At 45.9% G+C, this 18,926-nt stretch carries 18 protein-coding genes and 1 other RNA gene; 4 read left to right on the top strand and 15 right to left on the bottom strand.

Annotation, left to right across the window (positions count from 1 at the left end):
- Window position 1: 1 nt before the first annotated feature.
- The 14 genes from ACMXYR_RS03500 to rsmI all read right to left on the bottom strand — a co-directional run bounded on the left by ACMXYR_RS03500 (window position 2) and on the right by rsmI (window position 14,987).
- Window positions 2–949 carry a D-alanine--D-alanine ligase gene (locus ACMXYR_RS03500; protein WP_415902923.1) on the bottom strand — a complete coding sequence of 316 codons (948 nt, stop codon included), beginning with the start codon at window positions 947–949 and terminating at the stop codon, window positions 2–4.
- On the bottom strand, window positions 946–2,394 hold the full coding sequence (murC, locus tag ACMXYR_RS03495) for a UDP-N-acetylmuramate--L-alanine ligase (RefSeq protein ID WP_415883645.1): 1,449 nt from the start codon (window positions 2,392–2,394) through the stop codon (window positions 946–948). Before murC ends, ACMXYR_RS03500 begins: the two co-directional genes overlap by 4 nt.
- Window positions 2,394–3,485 carry an undecaprenyldiphospho-muramoylpentapeptide beta-N-acetylglucosaminyltransferase gene (murG, locus tag ACMXYR_RS03490; RefSeq protein WP_415902922.1) on the bottom strand — a complete coding sequence of 364 codons (1,092 nt, stop codon included), beginning with the start codon at window positions 3,483–3,485 and terminating at the stop codon, window positions 2,394–2,396. The genes murC and murG overlap by 1 nt, the downstream gene beginning before the upstream one ends.
- Window positions 3,482–4,714: a putative lipid II flippase FtsW gene (gene ftsW / locus ACMXYR_RS03485; RefSeq protein ID WP_415903628.1), complete on the bottom strand. Its 1,233-nt coding sequence runs from the start codon at window positions 4,712–4,714 to the stop codon at window positions 3,482–3,484. The genes murG and ftsW overlap by 4 nt, the downstream gene beginning before the upstream one ends.
- Before the next feature lie 14 nt (window positions 4,715–4,728).
- A complete protein-coding gene (murD, locus tag ACMXYR_RS03480) occupies window positions 4,729–6,078 on the bottom strand; it encodes a UDP-N-acetylmuramoyl-L-alanine--D-glutamate ligase (RefSeq protein WP_415902921.1) in 1,350 nt (449 codons plus the stop codon).
- Between the two features lie 14 nt (window positions 6,079–6,092).
- Entirely contained in the window at window positions 6,093–7,175 is a 1,083-nt protein-coding gene (gene mraY / locus ACMXYR_RS03475; RefSeq protein ID WP_415902920.1) for a phospho-N-acetylmuramoyl-pentapeptide-transferase, read from the bottom strand.
- 6 nt (window positions 7,176–7,181) lie between these two features.
- Window positions 7,182–8,552 (bottom strand): UDP-N-acetylmuramoyl-tripeptide--D-alanyl-D-alanine ligase, encoded by a 1,371-nt coding sequence (locus tag ACMXYR_RS03470; protein WP_415902919.1) that lies wholly within the window; start codon window positions 8,550–8,552, stop codon window positions 7,182–7,184.
- Window positions 8,549–10,015 (bottom strand): UDP-N-acetylmuramoyl-L-alanyl-D-glutamate--2,6-diaminopimelate ligase, encoded by a 1,467-nt coding sequence (locus ACMXYR_RS03465; RefSeq protein ID WP_415902918.1) that lies wholly within the window; start codon window positions 10,013–10,015, stop codon window positions 8,549–8,551. Before ACMXYR_RS03465 ends, ACMXYR_RS03470 begins: the two co-directional genes overlap by 4 nt.
- Before the next feature lie 11 nt (window positions 10,016–10,026).
- Window positions 10,027–11,730 carry a peptidoglycan D,D-transpeptidase FtsI family protein gene (locus tag ACMXYR_RS03460; RefSeq protein ID WP_415902917.1) on the bottom strand — a complete coding sequence of 568 codons (1,704 nt, stop codon included), beginning with the start codon at window positions 11,728–11,730 and terminating at the stop codon, window positions 10,027–10,029.
- Complete coding sequence (ftsL, locus tag ACMXYR_RS03455) at window positions 11,720–12,088, bottom strand: cell division protein FtsL (protein WP_415895029.1); 369 nt, start codon at window positions 12,086–12,088, stop codon at window positions 11,720–11,722. Before ftsL ends, ACMXYR_RS03460 begins: the two co-directional genes overlap by 11 nt.
- Window positions 12,088–13,026, bottom strand: coding sequence for a 16S rRNA (cytosine(1402)-N(4))-methyltransferase RsmH (rsmH, locus tag ACMXYR_RS03450; protein ID WP_415895030.1), 939 nt, complete (start codon window positions 13,024–13,026; stop codon window positions 12,088–12,090). The genes ftsL and rsmH overlap by 1 nt, the downstream gene beginning before the upstream one ends.
- 18 nt (window positions 13,027–13,044) lie before the next feature.
- Window positions 13,045–13,500, bottom strand: a complete 456-nt coding sequence (gene mraZ, locus ACMXYR_RS03445; protein WP_415883635.1) for a division/cell wall cluster transcriptional repressor MraZ — start codon at window positions 13,498–13,500, stop codon at window positions 13,045–13,047.
- Window positions 13,501–13,771: 271 nt separating this feature from the next.
- An RNA gene (gene rnpB, locus ACMXYR_RS03440) (RNase P RNA component class A) lies at window positions 13,772–14,122 on the bottom strand.
- A gap of 31 nt (window positions 14,123–14,153) precedes the next feature.
- Window positions 14,154–14,987, bottom strand: coding sequence for a 16S rRNA (cytidine(1402)-2'-O)-methyltransferase (gene rsmI / locus ACMXYR_RS03435; RefSeq protein WP_415902916.1), 834 nt, complete (start codon window positions 14,985–14,987; stop codon window positions 14,154–14,156).
- Between the two features lie 36 nt (window positions 14,988–15,023).
- Here rsmI and ACMXYR_RS03430 point away from each other — a divergent pair, with 36 nt between their 5' ends.
- The 4 genes from ACMXYR_RS03430 to ACMXYR_RS03415 are packed head-to-tail and all read left to right on the top strand — an operon-like array spanning window position 15,024 to window position 18,411.
- Window positions 15,024–16,844: a penicillin-binding protein activator gene (locus ACMXYR_RS03430; RefSeq protein ID WP_415902915.1), complete on the top strand. Its 1,821-nt coding sequence runs from the start codon at window positions 15,024–15,026 to the stop codon at window positions 16,842–16,844.
- A gap of 9 nt (window positions 16,845–16,853) precedes the next feature.
- Entirely contained in the window at window positions 16,854–17,213 is a 360-nt protein-coding gene (locus tag ACMXYR_RS03425) for a YraN family protein (protein WP_415893567.1), read from the top strand.
- A 20-nt stretch (window positions 17,214–17,233) separates the two neighbouring features.
- Entirely contained in the window at window positions 17,234–17,824 is a 591-nt protein-coding gene (locus ACMXYR_RS03420; RefSeq protein WP_415883626.1) for an SIS domain-containing protein, read from the top strand.
- 2 nt (window positions 17,825–17,826) lie between these two features.
- Entirely contained in the window at window positions 17,827–18,411 is a 585-nt protein-coding gene (locus ACMXYR_RS03415; RefSeq protein WP_415902914.1) for a BON domain-containing protein, read from the top strand.
- 71 nt (window positions 18,412–18,482) lie between these two features.
- Here the strand turns inward: ACMXYR_RS03415 and ACMXYR_RS03410 are convergent, their stop codons facing one another.
- Window positions 18,483–18,917 (bottom strand): ClpXP protease specificity-enhancing factor, encoded by a 435-nt coding sequence (locus ACMXYR_RS03410; RefSeq protein WP_415902913.1) that lies wholly within the window; start codon window positions 18,915–18,917, stop codon window positions 18,483–18,485.
- Window positions 18,918–18,926: the final 9 nt, after the last annotated feature.

The following is an 18,926-nucleotide window of genomic DNA, read 5'->3' as shown; positions in this document are numbered from 1 at the left end:
TTTATTGGGCCGTTTTTAATATTCTAACGACCAACTCATCAAAGCTAATCCCTTGCTCTCGCGCAGCCATAGGCACAAGACTATGATCAGTCATACCCGGAGCCGTATTAACTTCTAATAGTTGGAAGTTTCCATCTTGATCTTGCATCACATCTACACGCCCCCAGCCTTTACAGCCAACCGCGGCAAATGCTTGTTCAGCTAGACGTTTCAGGGATGTTAATTTGTCCTCTGACAAACCATGATCGAACTTGTACTGCGTATCGTTCGCTAGATATTTTGCATCAAAGTCATAAAACTCGTGCTGCGTGACTAGCTGAATAGGAGGCAATGCAGAACCATCAAGCACCGCAACGGTATACTCGTCGCCACCCATCCAACTTTCTGCGATCACACTACGATCAAAACCAGCGGCTGTTTCCAATGCTGTTTCTAGTTCACTAGCACTCGCAACTTTACTCATTCCAATACTGGAACCTTCGTGCGCAGGCTTAACAATCATCGGTAAACCCAGACGCTCAACGATGTCATCAACCTCAAACTCACCGTTGAATGCCGCAAAGGTTGGAGTCGGTAAGCCAGCGCCTATCCACACCTGTTTGGTTCTTAACTTATCCATACCGATTGCAGAAGCTGCCACGCCACTTCCGGTGTATGGTTTGCCTAGCATTTCCAACGCACCTTGCAAGGTACCGTCTTCACCACCAGGGCCATGTAAAATCAAAAAGGCACGATCAAAGTGATTTTCTTGTAGCTGTTGTAACGGTTGTTGATCGCCATTAGGACCATAGAGATCGATACCAAATGCATCGACACCTGCTCGTTGTAGTCCAGCTAGAACCTCAGCACCACTCTTGAGAGAAACATCACGCTCAGATGAATTACCACCAAAAATAACCGCAACTCGTCCGAAGTCGGATTTCATTTGAGCATCAATTTGATAACTCATTTTTCCTCCTTATCGGCTACAAGGTTGGCCTGTTTTAGCTGATGAGCAAGCGCTGTAATATCACCCGCACCTTGAGTCAGTAATAGATCACCTGGTTCCAAAATATCTTTCAGCACATCGGCAACGGTGTCTTTATCGCTAACAAATACCGGATCTATACGACCACGCTGACGAATGCTTCGACATAAGCTGCGGCTATCAGCGCCAGCGATTGGCTCTTCACCCGCGGCGTAGACTTCTAGAAGTAACAACACATCTGCTTCAGAAAGTACTTCCACAAAGTCTTCATACAAATCACGAGTTCGGCTATAACGATGAGGCTGATTAATCATTACCAAACGTTTATCTGGCCAGCCTTCACGAATAGCTTTAACAACGGCATTAACTTCTCTTGGGTGGTGACCGTAATCATCAACCAACATAACGCTACCACCATTGACAGGCACGTCCCCCAGAACTTGGAAACGACGACCAACGCCTTCAAACTTAGTTAATGCTGTGCAGATTGCTTCATCACTAATGCCCTCATCGGTAGCCACAGCAATCGTCGCTAAGGCATTCAACATATTGTGATGGCCCGGCATATTCAGTGAGATTTCTAGATCGGCAAAGTCCCCTGGGCGCTTAACGGTAAAACGGGTGTACATACCTTCTTGTCTGATATTCTCAGCACGGTAGTCAGCATCTTCCTCTACACCGTAAGTCAGCACTGGACGACTAACTTCCGGAAGGATTTCCCTTACAACAGGATCATCGATACACATAACCGCAAGACCGTAGAACGGAAGGTTATGTAGAAACTCCACAAATGTTTTCTTCAACTTAGAGAAGTCATTCTCATAAGTTTCCATATGGTCCGCATCGATGTTTGTAACAATCGCAACCATAGGCTGTAAGTGAAGGAATGAAGCATCACTTTCATCAGCTTCCGCCACAAGATAGCGACTCGTGCCCATTTTGGCGTTGGTACCAGCACTGTTTAGTCGACCGCCAATCACAAATGTCGGATCAAGCTCACCTTCAGCAAAAATAGAAGCTAACAGACTTGTCGTCGTTGTTTTACCGTGCGTGCCGGCTACAGCGATACCGTGACGGTAGCGCATCAATTCAGCCAGCATTTCAGCACGACGCACAATCGGAATTCGCTGCTCACGCGCAGCTTTCACTTCTGGGTTTTCTTCGTTAACCGCAGTGGAAACAACAACCACATCCACACCTGAGACATTGGTATCGGCATGCCCAATAAAGATGTTCATCCCCAAGCCTTCTAGGCGTTGAGTTGTCGCGGACACTTTAATATCTGAACCTGAGATCTGATATCCCTGATTCAGCAACACTTCCGCAATACCACACATACCCACACCACCAATGCCGATAAAATGAATTCGGCTGATACGGCGCATTTCCGGTATTTCATAACGGGTGAAAGCATTTTGTTGTTTCATTACTTCATTGCCTCAAGGCAAACATTTGCTACCACATCACTTGCTTCAGGCTTACCTAGTGATAGAGCTTTGTTCGCCATTTCCATCAACGTTTCTCGTTGATTTAATTGTTCTGTTAATAATGCTGTCAGCGTTTCTTTATTAAGATCCGCCTGCTGAATTAAAATCGCAGCATCTCTCTCAGCAAGATAATTTGCATTCTTAGTTTGGTGATCATCGACTGCATAAGGAAAAGGTACTAATACAGATGCCACACCTGCATTACTCAATTCACTCACAGTCAAAGCACCAGCACGACATAAAACTACATCTGCCCAACTATAGGCTTCCGCCATATCATCAATAAATGGCACAACTTTACACTCAGTTACGCCCAACGCTTCATAACGCTGTTGAGTTTCTTCAATATTTCGTTTTCCTGCCTGATGCCAAACCTCTGGGCGTTGTTCATCAGGTAAATCAGCAAGCACTTTAGGCAGAAGGTCGTTAATCGCTTTCGCGCCTAAACTTCCACCTACAACCAGAAGGCGCAAAGGTCCTTCACGGTCAGAAAAACGCTCTTTAGGTTCAGGTAAATTCAAAATACTTCCGCGTACCGGATTACCCACGGTCTGAGTCGTTAGGCCACTTTTAAATGCACCTTGGAATGCTTCCAGAACTTTTTTGGCTAATTTAGACAACGCCTTATTGGTCATTCCAGCAACAGCATTCTGTTCATGAATAATCAACGGAATTCTTAGCAACCACGCAGCTAGGCCACCTGGACCAGAAGCAAAACCGCCCATACCTAATACAACATCAGGCTTAACAGAGCGAACAACCGTTAGCGCCTGCCACAAAGCGATTAACAGTTTAAATGGTGCCAAAAGAAGACTTAACTTGCCTTTACCTCTTAGGCCTCTTACTTCAATAGAATGCAGTTTTAATCCGGCTGCAGGTACCAAATCAGCTTCTATTCCGTGTCGAGAGCCCAACCATTCAACATGAACACCTTGTTCCTGTAGTTTCTCTGCAGTGGCCAATGCAGGGAATACATGGCCGCCAGTGCCACCAGCCATAATCAAAGCTACTTTTTTATCAGAAGCACTCATGCAGCAGCCTCCTGATTTTTTGATGTACGTTCTTTAGCTTCAGCATCTGGCTGATTTTTTCCAGCTAGTTTCAATTCGTAGTCAACTCTCAAAATAACGGCCAACATGGCACAACTCACTAACAAACTACTTCCACCGTAACTTACCAAAGGAAGCGTTAAACCTTTTGTAGGCAAAGCGCCAACATTCACTCCAATATTGATCAACGCTTGCCCTGCAAAGATAATTGCAAAGCCGTAACAGACATAAGCAGAGAAAAAGGATTTTACCTTTTCAGCTCGCCGACCAATACGGAAAATATTCACGATTAATACGGCGTAAACCAAGATCAAAGCGATCGCGCCGATAAAACCCAACTCTTCAGCCAATACTGAAAACACAAAGTCAGTATGAGCTTCTGGCAGATAAAATAGCTTTTGAACGCTATTACCTAACCCCGTTCCAAACCATTCACCACGACCAAAAGCGATCTGTGCCTGCGATAGCTGATACCCAGTTCCAAAAGGATCAGACCATGGATCTAAGAAGCTCTGAAGTCGAGCCACTCGGTAAGGCTGCAATCCGACAACAGCAACCAGCAGACCCACCACACCAGAGATCACCATCAAGAATTGGGAAAAGCGCATCCCACCCAAAAAGATCATCCCCATAACTGTCCCCATCAGGACAACTAAGGCACCAAAGTCCGGCTCGAAGTACAGCAGCACACAAAAAATACCTAGAGGTAGAGTCGGCTTCGCAATCCCTTTCCAGCTGCTACGCACTTCATCCAGGCGCCTAATCAAGTAGCCAGCCATGTACATCACCATACAAAACTTAGCGACTTCAGATGCCTGGAGATTTAAAGGGCCTAAAGGTAACCAACGATGACTACCATTTACCCCTTTACCCACACCCGGGATAAGTACCAAAATCAATAAAACACCGGCAGCCAACATCCACCAGTGCCCGGTCTTCTCCCAAAAGTGCATTGGGATATTCCAAATGACTACAGCACCGATCATCGCCAGCATGATAAATATGAACTGACGAATAACGTAAAAATACGCTGTCCCGTTATTTTTTAGCGCCACATCTAAAGATGCAGAGCTAATCATTACAAAACCCGTTAGAACCAAAGCAACTGAACAAGCCAGCACCCAAGGGTCAAATGGCAACACTCTTTGTGACGCACAAACAGGCAGAGGCGAAGGAATTAAACCCTCGAACCTCTGCTTAATGTTTGTCATCGCCAAAGAAATTATCAAAGAGCCTCCACCGCATCAATAAAAGCATCACCACGAGCGGGAAAACCAGAGAACATATCAAAGCTCGCACAGGCGGGTGATAGCAAAACAATATCCCCCTCCTTCGCTTGAGCTTGCGCCTTTGCAACAGCAGCTTTCATATCGTCCGCTGATTCTTTGATTACGCCTTCACAACTGTCAGCTAAACGAGGCCCATCTTCACCGATATAGATCAGCGCTCTTGCAAACTGCTGCATTGGTTCAGCCAATTCAGAAAATTCGGCACCTTTACCAACACCACCAGCAATTAGCACAATACGCTGATCTGTAGATAGGGTTTTTCCTAAACCGTTCAGCGCAGCAACAGTCGCACCAACGTTAGTACCCTTGGAATCGTTGTAGTATTCAATACCGGCTTTTTCAGCGACCCACTGGCAACGATGCTTCAAGCCCGCAAAGTTCTTTAAAGCCGTTAGCATCGCATCCATTGGCAAGCCAACAGACTGACCTAAAGCTAACGCAGAAAGCGCATTAGCCATATTATGACTACCACGTATTTTTAACTCGGATACAGGTATTAATTTATCCAGACCAACGGCAAGCCAGGTTTCACCCTTCTCTTCAATCAAACCAAAGACTTTCAGATCAGGTTTACCTAAGTGGTAAGCAAGCTGATCAACACCACTCGGCATTAATGGCATTGTCAGTGCATCATCACGGTTAACAACGACCTTTTTAGCTCCGCGGAAAATCCGGTGTTTAGCCTGATAATAACCCTGCATAGAATCATAACGATCTAAATGATCAGGACTAATATTGAGTACAGTTGCAACTGCTGCTCGAAGATCATTGGTTGTTTCTAACTGGAAGCTTGATAGTTCGATAACATACAGATCTTTTTCAGGCTCATTTAACATCTCGAGTACAGGCGTACCAATATTCCCGCACACTCCAACATTTAAACCGGCAGCAGCAGCCATCTCACCCACTAAGGTAGTGACCGTACTTTTAGCATTTGAACCGGTAATCGCAACAATAGGTGCACTGATCTCATTACAGAAAAGATCGATATCACCACTTAACTTCGCGCCCGCTTTTACTGCCGCTTGAATAGCAGGATCACTTTGTGCAACACCAGGGCTCAAAATCAATTCTGAAGCACTACTCAGTAGTTCAGCATCAAAAGGACCACAAATCAGTTTAACATCAGGAAGCTCTGTTGATAGCTCATCCATGCCTGGAGGATTCTCTCGGCTATCAACAACGACAAAACGCTCATTTTTAGATGCCAAATAGCGTGCACATGCCAGCCCGGTCTTACCTAAACCGATGACTACTTTTAATTTATCGCTGGCGATTAAACTCATGCTCAAACTTTACCTTAACGAATTTTCAGAGATGCTAAGCCAATCAGCACCAAAACTACTGTGATGATCCAGAAACGAACAATTACACGAGGCTCTGGCCAACCTTTCAATTCAAAATGGTGATGCAAAGGCGCCATACGGAAGATACGGCGACCTGTTAATTTAAACGATGCAACCTGCAAAATTACTGACACGGTTTCAGCAACAAACACACCGCCCATAATGAACAGTACAAATTCCTGACGGACGATAACGGCAATAACACCAAGCGCAGCACCCAAAGACAAGGCACCGACATCTCCCATAAACACTTGAGCTGGATAAGTGTTAAACCACAAGAAACCAAGACCAGCACCAACCATGGCACCACAGAATATAATCAGCTCACCAGAACCCGGTACGTAAGGGATCAATAGATATTCCGCAAAATTGATGTTACCGGACAGATATGCAAATACACCTAATGCTCCAGCCACCATTACGGTTGGCAAAATAGCTAGACCATCTAAGCCATCAGTAAGGTTTACCGCATTAGAACTACCGACAATTACAAAGTAGGTAAAGACGATAAAGAAGATACCGAGATCGATCGACACATCTTTTAGGAATGGAATCAGAAGTTCTGTTTCAACAGGTGTGGAAGCCATGCTATAGAGCAATACTGCCGCACCCATACCACCTACTGACTGCCACAGATACTTCCACTTAGCAGGCAACCCTCGTGGGTTTTTCTCAACCACTTTGCGATAATCATCGACCCAGCCCACTGCACCAAAAATAAGCGTCACACCCAACGTAATCCACACATAAGGGTTAGTCAGATCACTCCACAAAAGGGTACTAATCGCAATTGCAACTAGGATCAAAGCACCACCCATTGTTGGTGTACCTGCTTTGCTCAAATGCGTCTGAGGACCATCATCTCGTACCGCTTGACCTATCTGATTACTACGGAGTTTGTTGATCATATGAGGGCCGACCCACAAAGCTATCAACAATGCTGTTAATACACCCAAAATCCCACGCAGGGTTAGGTACTGAAATACAGCAAAGCCGCTGTAATATTCCGATAAAAATTCTGCCAGCAGTGGTAGCATTGCCTTCTATTCCCCTTCAGTCAGGTTCTTCACGACCTGATCCATCGCTGCACTTCTCGAGCCTTTAATCAGAATATTGGTATTCTGACCAGCTAACTCTTTCAATGCAGTTGTTAATTCTTCACGTGTTTCAAAATGCATTCCCTGCCCATCTGCTGCAGCGTTATACGCTGAAACAGAGTGCCGGGACAGCACGCCAGTTGCATAGAAACAACTAACCCCCTTCTGCGCTGCCCGACAACCTACCTGTGCATGCTGATCAGCGGCATCTGCCCCTAATTCAGCCATATCTCCTAAAACCAATACTGATTTACCCGGCAAACTAACCAGCAGATCCACTGCCGCATTTACCGAACCAGGATTGGCGTTATAACTATCATCAATTACTTGAGCACCAGACGCTGTCGACAAGCAACGCATACGTCCAGATACTGCAGTGAAGGATTCCAAACCGCTGCAAATTTCCGCTAACGACATTTCTTTAGCGCTTACAGCAGCTGCCGCAGCTAGGGCATTTGCAACGTTATGCTGTCCCATCACCTGCAGCTGAACCGTTTTAGACTCAGAGCCTCTGTGCAAAACAAAAGAAAAACAGCCATTGCTAGATGGTTTCAAGTCCGACGCATACACAACAGCTTTCTCGGAGCTAAGAGAGAAGTTGCTCTGAGGCTTTCCTTGGTTTTGATTTAACCAATACTCTGTATGCGGATCATCTAGGTTGATAACAGCCGTGCCTTGAGTTTCATCTAACTGCGAAAAGATCTCAGATTTGGCTTCGACTACACCTTGCAGAGAGCCAAACCCTTCCAGATGAGCGCCCATCGCGTTATTCAAAATCGCAACATCAGGCAGAGAGATCGCAGTAGTGTAAGCAATCTCGCCACCGGCACTAGCACCCTGTTCAATCACAGCAATTTGATGCTGATCACTTAATTCAAAAAGCGTTAGCGGTACACCGATGTCGTTATTCAAATTACCTTTAGTAGCCAATACCTGATTATTTTGGGACAGAATTGCAAATAGCATCTCTTTAACAGTCGTTTTCCCGCTACTACCTGTCACTGCGTAAACAGTGCCATCAAAGCGCTGACGATTCGCTTGCGCAATGTTCCCTAAAGCAATACGCGTATCTTCAACTTGCCACAATGGCGCTTTAATTTCTGGCATAGATCGAGAAACAACCGCGGCGACTGCGCCTTTTTCAAGTGCCTGTTCTATAAACTGATGACCATCAAAATTAGGGCCAACCAATGCTACGAATAGATCACCCTGCTTAATCGTACGCGTGTCTGTACTTACACCTGTAAATTCAGTATCAGCCGTTATCTGCCCGCCAAAAGCTTGTTTTAACTGCTGCAAAAACCACTGACCAATCATACCGCTACCCCTAAAACTGACTTACTCACATCAACATCACTAAACGGGTAACGTGTACCAGCAATCTCTTGATAATTTTCGTGACCTTTACCTGCGATCAACACGACATCTTCTGGTGAAGCAGCATTGATCGCCATTCTGATCGCTTCTGCACGATCCGCTTCAACATCCGCCTGATGATCATGAATACCGCTCTCGATCATCTCAATAATGCTATCTGGCTGTTCGGTTCTTGGGTTATCGCTAGTCACAACCAACCGATCTGCAAATCGGTCTGCAATATTACCCATTAGTTCTCGTTTACCTGTATCGCGGTCGCCACCACAACCAAATACGCACCACAAACGCCCTGACGTATGAGCTCTAACAGCTTGGATTGCTTTCTCTAGAGCATCTGGCGTATGCGCATAATCAATAATTACCAACGGCTTATCCGCAGTGACCAATGCCTGCATTCGCCCAGGCACTGCATCTAATTTGGAAAGCCCGTGCATAACCTGCTCTCGGCTAAACCCTTGCTCGGAGAGCAAAGCTGCTACGAGAAGCAGATTGTCCAGATTAAATTCGCCGATAATTTTACTAGCGAAAGCAAAGTTGCCTTGCGCCGTTTTCAGCTCCGCTTCGATGCCGTGCAAAGCTAAACGGTATGCCGCGATCAGATAATCGCCTTGTGCACGCCCAACCGCTACTTTTTTACCTTTAACTTCGTCATCAGCTAACAACGTTTGACCAAAAGCATCATCACTGTTGATAACAGAAGCTTTTAGATCAAAGCGTTTAAACAATCTTGCTTTAGCCGCACCGTAAGAAGCCATAGAACCGTGGTAATCCAGATGATCACGGCTTAAGTTGGTGAGTGCGGCATAATCAAATTCAACCCCAGCAACTCGGCCCTGCTGTAAAGCATGACTAGAGACTTCCATCACAACGCTTTCAGCACCTGCTGCGCGTAATTCAGCAAACAAACGCTGCAAGCCTACAGCATCTGGCGTTGTATGAGTTGCCTGTTCTAGCTGGCCTGGAAAACCATTTCCGATGGTGCCAACAATTGCTGTTTTCGTGCCTATAGCATTCATCGCCTGTGCAACAAAATGCGCACAAGAGGTTTTACCGTTAGTCCCCGTAATGCCAATAACATTCAGATGACGGCTTGGGTGACCATAAAAATTCGCAGCCACAGGGCCAATCTGACTGACTAAATCAGGCACAGAAATCACTGGGATGCCAAGCGAAGGACAATCATCAACTTCACGACTATCCAACAAAATCGCTACTGCACCACTTTTTTCAGCCGCTTCAACGAAATCGACACCACGATGCTGAATACCGGATCGAGCAATAAACAGAGTGCCGGGCGTAACCGTGCGGCTATCTTGCGAAATAGCAGATACGACAAAGCCGGCGTAAGTTTCATCAACCCACTCCGGCGCAATCTCTTTCAATGTTCTACTGATTTCCAACATAGTCACCTCATTCAACGCTGAGCAACCTGCTTATTTACTTCCGGCCAATTATCCGGTGGGATATTCATCAAACGCAAAGCTCCACCTACCGCTCTTGAAAAAACCGGAGCTGCTACCTCACCACCGTAATATTCCTGGCCTTTAGGGTTATCAATCATCACTACTGTTACTAAGCGCGGATCACTTACCGGCGCCAAACCTGCAAATGTAGATATATACTGATCGTCGATATATCCACCGCGGCCAACTTTATGCACTGTGCCTGTTTTGCCGGCTACTCGATATCCCTGCACAGCCGCTCTTCGACCCGTACCTTTAACGCTAATCACCGTTTCCATCATTTCACGGACATCAACCGCCACATCCGCAGGCATGACTCGAACAGGTTTGCCTGCTTCGTTCTGTCGAATCAGACTGACAGGGCTAACGACCCCATCATTAGCCAACGCCAAATATGACTGCGCTAGCTGCAATGGCGTTACCGATAAGCCATAGCCATAAGAAAGCGTCGCACGCTCAACTTGCTGCCTCGAATTCAGATAAGGCAGATAACCTGTACTTTCACCCGGGAATCCGATGCCTGTTGCCTGCCCTAAGCCTAAATTGTGATACAGATTACGTACTGAACCTTCAGGTAAGCTTAACGACAACTTCGTTACACCCACATTGCTTGATTTCGTAATAATGGTTGAGATATCTATCTCACCGTAATTACGATGATCTCGGATGGTTTTACCTTTAACCCGCATATAACCAGGTGCAGTATTTACGATCGTTTCCGGCTCGTATTCTCCGCTCATCAAGGCCGCAGCAACCGTCATAGGTTTAACCGTCGAACCCGGCTCAAATGTATCGGTTAACGCTCTGTTTCTTAATGCCGTCGAAATTCTCTGTTTTGGATCATTTGGGTTGTAAGATGGCTGATTAACCATCGCCAACACTTCGCCCGTAGATGCATCAAGCATCACAATCGACCCGCCATCAGCTTTATGCGCTTTTACTGACGCTTTTAATTCTCTATACGCTAGATATTGCAGCCTTAAATCGATACTTAGCTGAATATCATTACCATGCAGCGCTGGCTTAACTTCGCGAATATGCTTGATCGTTCTACCCAAACGATCTTTCATTACAAGCTGCTTACCAGCATCAGCCTTTAACCAATCCTCATAAGCCAGCTCTAAACCTTCTTGGCCTTTACCATCCAAGTTAGTAAAACCAACCAGATGCGTTGTGACCTCGGCTGCCGGGTAGTAACGCTTATATTCACGATCAACATGCACACCCGGTATACGCAAAGCTCTAATTTTTTCAGCTAGCTCAGGTGTAACTTGACGCTGTAAATACAAAAACCTACGGCTGCGATTTTCAGATAACTTAGCCAGTAGTTTCTTTTTGTTCGTTTTCAGCAGCACCGCTAGTTTTGACAAACCATCGTGCTGCATATCTGTCATTTTCGGATCAGCCCAAATAGTCGCTACCGGTGCACTCACCGCCAAAGGCTCACCATGCCTATCCGTGATAATCCCGCGATGAGCAGGTACCTGAACCGTTCTCAATGAGCGAGCATCGCCTTGGGTTTGCAAAAACGACTGTTCTTCTACATAAAGGGAAAGCATGCGAGCCGTAATTCCACCTGCAACGAGCAATAGAAGAACCAGCACCAACCAAAGGCGCCATCCTCTACCAACTGCTGCTTCAGTGTTATCGCTCATGCTTAACGATCTCTATTTGTTCAACATCTGGCACTTTCATGCCCAACACGCTCGTTGCTTGTTGTTCAACTCGGTTATTGGCAGCCCATGCGCTTTGCTCAAGCAGTAACTGTCCCCACTCAACTTGAAGCTCATCCCTTTGCTGTATCAATTCCTGATGTTGGTTAAATAGCTGTCGATATTCAAAGGCGCTCATTACTACGCCCAAGCACGACACCAAAAGCACCACAACCAACACAAACACCAATAAAAATGGGCTCAGCAACTCTTCAGCACTATAAAAATTGTCTCGACCAGATGAATTCCCCTTCTCATCCTCCTGATCGCCAACCCAATTTTTCCAGAACTTTCCAAGCATCAAGCGACCTTTTCAGCCACTCGCATAACTGCACTTCGAGCCCGTACGTTCTCTTCGGTTTCAGAGGCACTCGCTTTCACAGCCTTACCTACATTCTTCAACCGAATTTTCAACATATCGTTTGTAACCGGAATACCACGTGGAATATGCTCATCGCCTTTAACATGCTGACGAATAAAGCGCTTCACAATCCGATCTTCTAGTGAGTGGAAGCTAATAACTACTAGACGCCCACCCACTTTCAACATTTCTAAAGCCTGATCCAAACAGCTTTCCAGATCTTCCAATTCACGATTAATGTGGATACGAATACCTTGGAAAGCACGTGTTGCAGGGTTCTTACCTTTTTCCCAAGCAGGATTGGCTTCAGCAATGATTTTTGAAAGCTGCGCTGTCGTGGTAATTGGCTCTTCTTCACGCTTAGCCACAATCGCTTTCGCCATACGACGGGAGAAACGCTCCTCGCCATAGGTATAAATCACATCAGCAATCTCTTTCTCTTCTGCGCGAGCGATCCAATCAGCCGCGCTTTCACCAGAAGAGGTGTCCATTCGCATATCCAGCGGACCATCATTTAGAAAGCTAAACCCTCGGGAAGCATCATCTAACTGTGGTGAAGACACACCTAAGTCCAGCAAAATGCCATCAACCTGTCCTTGCAAACCACGCTCAGTTACAAATTCTTGCAATTGTGCAAAGCTGCCGTGCGCTATAGAGAAACGATCTTCATCTGCGAAACGTTCGTGCGCATGCGCTATAGCAGTTGGGTCTTTATCGATCCCCATTAACCGACCATCTTCTGCCAATTGATCCAATACCAATGCAGAATGACCGCCACGACCAAAGGTCCCGTCGACATAGAAACCAGACGCGTCCTGCACTAAAGCTTCTACAGCTTCATTTAACAGCACTGTGATATGTTTAAATTCCTGGCTCATTCGTCGTTACTCGATCCGCTATAGCGATAAATTTTGTAATTCTTCAGGCATTGCCATGCCACCTTCTACCTCTTGAAGATACTCTTCACGGGTAGCCAACCATCTGGATTCACTCCAGATTTCAAACTTCTGCCCTTGCCCAAGCAACACAATTTTTTTATCGAGCTCGGCATACTCTCGAAGTGGAGCAGGCAAAAGCAATCGCCCATTTCCATCCATATCAAGGTCTGTTGCATGACCAATCAATAGGCGCTGAATTCGACGCGCTGCTGGATTAAAGCTGGGCAGGCTTTCAATTTTTTCCTGAATAACTTCCCATTCTTCCAGTGGATAAAGCAGTAAACAGCGCTCCTCAGTATCAATCGTAGCCACGAGCTGACCATCGCAACACGTCGCGATTTTCTCGCGATAACGTGCCGGAATCGCCATGCGCCCCTTGGCATCCAGATTGATTTGATTAACGCCTCTAAACATTTTCGGCTCTCAAAACCCACTTAAATTACAGAAAAACCCACTTTTACCCACTTTATCCCACTAGAGCACACTATAGAAAGTAACCCCAACTAAAGCAAGGCTGAAAGCGCCGTAAATGACGGTTATCAGAGATCAAACATTAGAGAAATGCATACAAAGAGAAGCTCTCAAAAACAAAGCATCGAGAGACTGCATATAAAACAATGAATTAGGTGAATCAGACCTTTACTGGAAAAGCAGTGGACACCGCTCTTCCTGAAAAGAAAGAATAATGAGGAGTTTGCCGATAAGCCGGGTTCTGTCGTGGACAATCATTCATCTGGGATGCATATCACTATGCACCTCAAGCAACCTACCCGGTTCCAGCGCGGGTCACGCCTATAGGAACCCTATTTGGTCTTGCTCCGAGTGGGGTTTACCATGCCGTGGAGTGTTACCACCCACGCGGTGCGCTCTTACCGCACCATTTCAACCTTACCGGCATCCGAGGATGCTTAGGCGGTATATTTTCTGCTGCACTTTCCGTCGACTCGCGCCGCCCAGACGTTATCTGGCACTCTACCCTTTGGAGCCCGGACTTTCCTCCACCTTCAAAGAAGGCAGCGACTGCCTGGCAAACTCCTCGACGCGAATTCTAACAAAAGCGAAATCAGTTAGCGATCTAAAGCCGCCTGATAAAGCACTTTTTTCTTCAAACCGGTAATTTTTGCTGCCAAAGAAGCTGCCTGACTCGCTGGCAACTCTGCAAGAAGAATATCCAACACCTCCAGAGCCTTAGCATCCAGTTCAGCTGCGCCTTTATTTTCTATACCGTGAACCAAAACAACAAACTCACCGCGCTGCTGATTGGAATCAGCCTCCATCCACTCTATGACAGCATCCAACTTATCCACATGGATCGTTTCATAAGTTTTAGTTAGCTCACGAGCAATACCCACAACACGCTCACCACCAAAGACTGACTGCATATCTTTCAGGGAGGCCAGAATACGATGCGGAGATTCATAAAAGATCAGCGTTCGCGTTTCATCAACCAACCCCTTTAGCTGCTGCTTACGACCGCTCGATTTATGCGGCAAAAATCCCTCAAAGATAAATCGATCTGTAGGCAAACCCGCCGCAGACAACGCAGCAATAAAAGCCACACAGCCAGGAACAGGCACAACTTTAAAGCCCTGCTCTCTAACCCCCTGAACTACAACATATCCAGGGTCCGAAATTAGCGGCGTTCCAGCATCAGAAATTAGTGCAACACTGGCACCAGATTGCAACTGGTGTACAATCGTCTCAATTCGCTGGCGTTCGTTATGCTCATGGACGGAAACAAGGCGGGTATTGATACCAAAATGCGCCATCAAACGGGCACTATGACGTGTGTCCTCAGCAGCTATCAACTCAACTTGCTGCAAGACCTCAATAGCGCGAGGTGTCATATCCTGCAGATTTCCTATTGGCGTTGCTACAACGTACAGTGCGGGTTCTAACATTACAGATACCATCTTAAAACGTGGGTTGCGAAGTATATGAAATTTCAGTGGCGCCTGTCTCTTTCAGCAATTTTAATCAGCACAATTATTTCTGGCTGTTCAGTTAGTACGACATCCACGAAACCAACGCTGACTGCAGCTGAGCAAGACCAACAACGAGTAGAAAGCCTACTTAAAAAAGCGAATTCTGCAAAACCGATCAAATCTGCTCAGTATCGAGCAGACGCCGCGAAGATTTTACTTAGCCTAGACCGCAAGCAAGAAGCTGCTGCCGTACTAAGCCAAATAGACGTTGCCCTCCTAGCCCCATCTCTTCGCTTTGAGATCGCTAAACTTCAAGCTGAAGCTTCTCTTGAACAAAACCAACCTGAACAAGCTTTGCAACAACTCAACAGGCTAAATAGCTCATCTGAGCTTAAACTCCTGACTGAGCAAGAGATTCAAATTCTCAAGCTGCGCGCCCATGCCTTCCAGCTACAACAGCGACATTTTAGCGAAGCCAAAGAACTGATCCGACTAAGCCAACTGCTCGATACGGACGAAGCAAAGCAAATCCTGCACGATCAGATCTGGAATAGTTTACTAAAAATTGAAGCAACCCAGCTTTCCGAACTCATTCACAGTGGCACTAATAGCTATCATGAGCAAGGCTGGTTGGAGCTAGCTTACGAACTAAGCCTGAATACACAGCTAGACACACAAAACCAAGCGCTGAATAACTGGGCCGTATTATGGGAATCTCACCCAGCCCAAAAGCTACCACCTCAATCTCTTGGCGGACTAGGTGCACAGACATTCTCAGCTCAAAAAATAGCAGTACTATTGCCGCTTGAAGGCAAATTAGCCAGACCTGCCAACGCCATCAAAGAAGGCATTATGATGGCTCACCTACGCAGCCAACAACCAGGCAAAACCTCTCCAGAACTTCTATTTCTGGACTCTGAAAAGATAAACACCCCGATTCAGCTGGCTTCAATCGTTAATGAGCAACAAGTCGATATGATCATCGGGCCTTTAGCTAAAGACTATGTTACAACCTTGGCTGCCGATCAGCACATTCAAGTACCTGTACTCGCCCTAAACTACACCGATTCACCCGCTCGTGAAGGCATGTATCAATTTGGCCTTTCGGCAGAAGATGAAGCCACTCAAATTGCAGAGCGCGCATGGAAAGACGGCATCCGCCGTGCCGCAGTATTAACACCAAACAGTGGCTGGGGCGAAAAAATCAGCAAGGCTTTTGAAGAACACTACACAAGCTTAGGCGGCATGGTTGTTCATTCAAGTAACTTTGGGGATATCAGCGAATTTTCCGAGCATGTGAGTCAATTTTTATCCACAGATAAAAGTAAACAGCGCTACAAGAACCTAAGAAAAGTAGTTTATACCCACAAAATTGAATTTGAGGAGCACCGCCGCCATGATATGGAAGCAATCATCCTCACCGCACTCCCCAATGATGCAAGACAGCTAAACACCATGCTCGCTTTTAACTTTGCAGGCGATCTACCGATCTACGCAACTTCGCACGTTTTCAGTGGCAGCAACAACCCGATCCAAGACCAGGACCTAAATAACGTAACTTTCCTTGGCACCCCTTGGAACCTAAAACCACCATCCCAAGACAAAGTACTTATTTCACAGCAACGAAATGACACAAACAGTCGTTTTGGTCGCTTATACGCTCTAGGTCTTGATGCTTATCGCATCCATCCCTATCTAAAACAATTAAGTGCGGTTCCTGGCACCCAGATCAACGGCGAAACAGGGCAACTTAGTATTAACAACAACGGCCTTGTTTTTAGAACGCTAACTTGGGCCAAATATAAAGACGGCATCCCACAAATTATTGAGTAAACAGCATTCATGGACAGAAACAAGACCGGCAAGGACGCCGAAAAACACGCCGAAAGATTCCTCTCAAAAAACAAACTCACCTTAGTCGAACGCAATTATCATTGTCGCTTTGGCGAGATCGATCTAATCATGTTAGATCGACGCACACTTGTTTTTATCGAAGTCCGTTACCGCAATTCAAAAAAGTATGGCGGTGCAGCAGCTTCAGTTACTACTACCAAACAGCGAAAGATCATTAAAGCAGCACAACATTATTTGAGCCATAAAACGCAATTTTCTAACAATAATTGCCGATTTGATGTCATTGCTTACGAATATGATGCAGCACCAACGGAGCCGCTGTGGTATAAAGATGCCTTCAGAACTTAAGGTAAACGATTAAGGACAGCATGGAACTCGAAGACCGCATTGTCAGCCAGTTTCACAACTCAATGGAAGTCAACGCGATCACCATTGAGCAGTACACTCCACTTATTGCCCATGCTGGCGAACTTTTACTCCATTGCCTTGTCAGTGAGAACAAGATTCTCTGCTGTGCCAATGGAGCCTCCTCATCTTTAGGGCAACACTTCACCGCACTATTGATGAATAGATTCAGGCATGAGCGCCCAGGTCTACCCGCAATCAATATTAACTCAGATGGCGCTACCTTAAGCGCGATCTGTGAAGATAGCGGCTTTATGGATGCACAAGCCAAACAGATCCATGCTTTAGGCCAACCTGGGGACATTTTATTACTGATAACACCTCACGGTCGTTCCAGCAGCCTTGTACAAGCAATACAAGCCGCCCATGATCGTGAAATGACTGTTATCGTCCTGAACGGTTCTGATGGTGGCGATATCACAGCGCTTCTCAGCCCAGAAGAGATCGAGATATGCGTACCTAGCGACGATAGTTCGCTAGTTCACCATGCGCAGTTACTAGTTTTGCACTCTTTATGCGATTTAATTGACTACCAACTTTTTGGAAGCGAATAAACATGATCAACAAAAAGACATTTAGTTTAATTGCAGGGATTAGCTTATCGCTATTAGTTACAGGCTGTTCCGATATCCTAAGTGCCGGAAGAGAAGGTCCTATTCAGGAAGACCCTGGCAATCGAACCGTTGGTTCATACATAGACGATGAAGTGATTGAAACACTATCCATGGTTAACCTTGCCAAGGGCTCAGAACAGATGCAGGCGACCAATATCAGTGTAACAAGCTATAACGGCGTTGTTCTGTTAACTGGCCAAGCACCTGCAGAAAGCGCAAGACAGGAAGCTGAACAGATCGTCAGCCAAGTACGTAAAGTACGCAAGATTCATAACGAAGTAAAAATCTCTGGCGTTTCATCCACTATCGCTCGCACTAACGACACGTGGCTAACCACAAAAGTTAAAGCAGAGCTATTAACAAACGAAGCAGTTGATGGATCTCGCATCAAGGTAGTAACTGATAGCAGCACGGTTTACCTTATGGGCCTTGTAAGCCCTCAAGAAGCTGAGAATGCTATCAATATCGTAAGAAATATCGCTGGCGTAGAGAAAATTGTAAAAGTGTTTGAATACGTTAATCGATAAGAGCCACGGTGCGTACTAACCCTTAGTACGCACCTTTAATTCTATAGGTTCAACCCTTCCACTTCCCTCAACTACTTTACAACTTTTAATGACGGCCTTTTTGACTTTGCTGGCTTTTCAGCTTCCTTAGGCTCATCCGCATCCATATCTTCTACGTTATCCAGTATTGCCAACTCCTGCGTATAGCAGTCAACACCTGGCTCACCACCAAAGCCCATACCCTGCCCATTTTCACGTGCATAGATGGCTAAGATAGCCGCCATCGGTACATATATATCCATTGGCTGGCCTGAAAAACGCGCATTAAAAGACAGCGCTCGATCATCGAGATAAAAATCCCGAACCGCTGATGGATTAATATTTAAAACAATCTGGCCATCATCAATAAACTGCGTAGGAACAGCAACATCATCCTGCGTAGCATCTACCAAAAGATGAGGTGTTAAATCACAATCCAATAACCAGTCATACAGTGCTTTAACAAGATAAGGGCGACTCGGCTTCATTTCTTTATC

The organism is Neptuniibacter sp. QD29_5 (assembly GCF_047778125.1).
Taxonomy (GTDB): domain Bacteria; phylum Pseudomonadota; class Gammaproteobacteria; order Pseudomonadales; family Balneatricaceae; genus Neptuniibacter.
This window is presented reverse-complemented; position numbering and strand designations above follow the sequence as displayed.

Coding starts and splice junctions, on each gene's coding strand:
- ACMXYR_RS03500 (WP_415902923.1), bottom strand. CDS start 949: ATGAGTTATCAAATTGATGCTCAAATGAAATCCGACTTCGGACGAGTT.
- murC (WP_415883645.1), bottom strand. CDS start 2,394: ATGAAACAACAAAATGCTTTCACCCGTTATGAAATACCGGAAATGCGC.
- murG (WP_415902922.1), bottom strand. CDS start 3,485: ATGAGTGCTTCTGATAAAAAAGTAGCTTTGATTATGGCTGGTGGCACT.
- ftsW (WP_415903628.1), bottom strand. CDS start 4,714: ATGACAAACATTAAGCAGAGGTTCGAGGGTTTAATTCCTTCGCCTCTG.
- murD (WP_415902921.1), bottom strand. CDS start 6,078: ATGAGTTTAATCGCCAGCGATAAATTAAAAGTAGTCATCGGTTTAGGT.
- mraY (WP_415902920.1), bottom strand. CDS start 7,175: ATGCTACCACTGCTGGCAGAATTTTTATCGGAATATTACAGCGGCTTT.
- ACMXYR_RS03470 (WP_415902919.1), bottom strand. CDS start 8,552: ATGATTGGTCAGTGGTTTTTGCAGCAGTTAAAACAAGCTTTTGGCGGG.
- ACMXYR_RS03465 (WP_415902918.1), bottom strand. CDS start 10,015: ATGTTGGAAATCAGTAGAACATTGAAAGAGATTGCGCCGGAGTGGGTT.
- ACMXYR_RS03460 (WP_415902917.1), bottom strand. CDS start 11,730: ATGAGCGATAACACTGAAGCAGCAGTTGGTAGAGGATGGCGCCTTTGG.
- ftsL (WP_415895029.1), bottom strand. CDS start 12,088: ATGCTTGGAAAGTTCTGGAAAAATTGGGTTGGCGATCAGGAGGATGAG.
- rsmH (WP_415895030.1), bottom strand. CDS start 13,026: ATGAGCCAGGAATTTAAACATATCACAGTGCTGTTAAATGAAGCTGTA.
- mraZ (WP_415883635.1), bottom strand. CDS start 13,500: ATGTTTAGAGGCGTTAATCAAATCAATCTGGATGCCAAGGGGCGCATG.
- rsmI (WP_415902916.1), bottom strand. CDS start 14,987: ATGTTAGAACCCGCACTGTACGTTGTAGCAACGCCAATAGGAAATCTG.
- ACMXYR_RS03430 (WP_415902915.1), top strand. CDS start 15,024: ATGAAATTTCAGTGGCGCCTGTCTCTTTCAGCAATTTTAATCAGCACA.
- ACMXYR_RS03425 (WP_415893567.1), top strand. CDS start 16,854: ATGGACAGAAACAAGACCGGCAAGGACGCCGAAAAACACGCCGAAAGA.
- ACMXYR_RS03420 (WP_415883626.1), top strand. CDS start 17,234: ATGGAACTCGAAGACCGCATTGTCAGCCAGTTTCACAACTCAATGGAA.
- ACMXYR_RS03415 (WP_415902914.1), top strand. CDS start 17,827: ATGATCAACAAAAAGACATTTAGTTTAATTGCAGGGATTAGCTTATCG.
- ACMXYR_RS03410 (WP_415902913.1), bottom strand. CDS start 18,917: ATGAAGCCGAGTCGCCCTTATCTTGTTAAAGCACTGTATGACTGGTTA.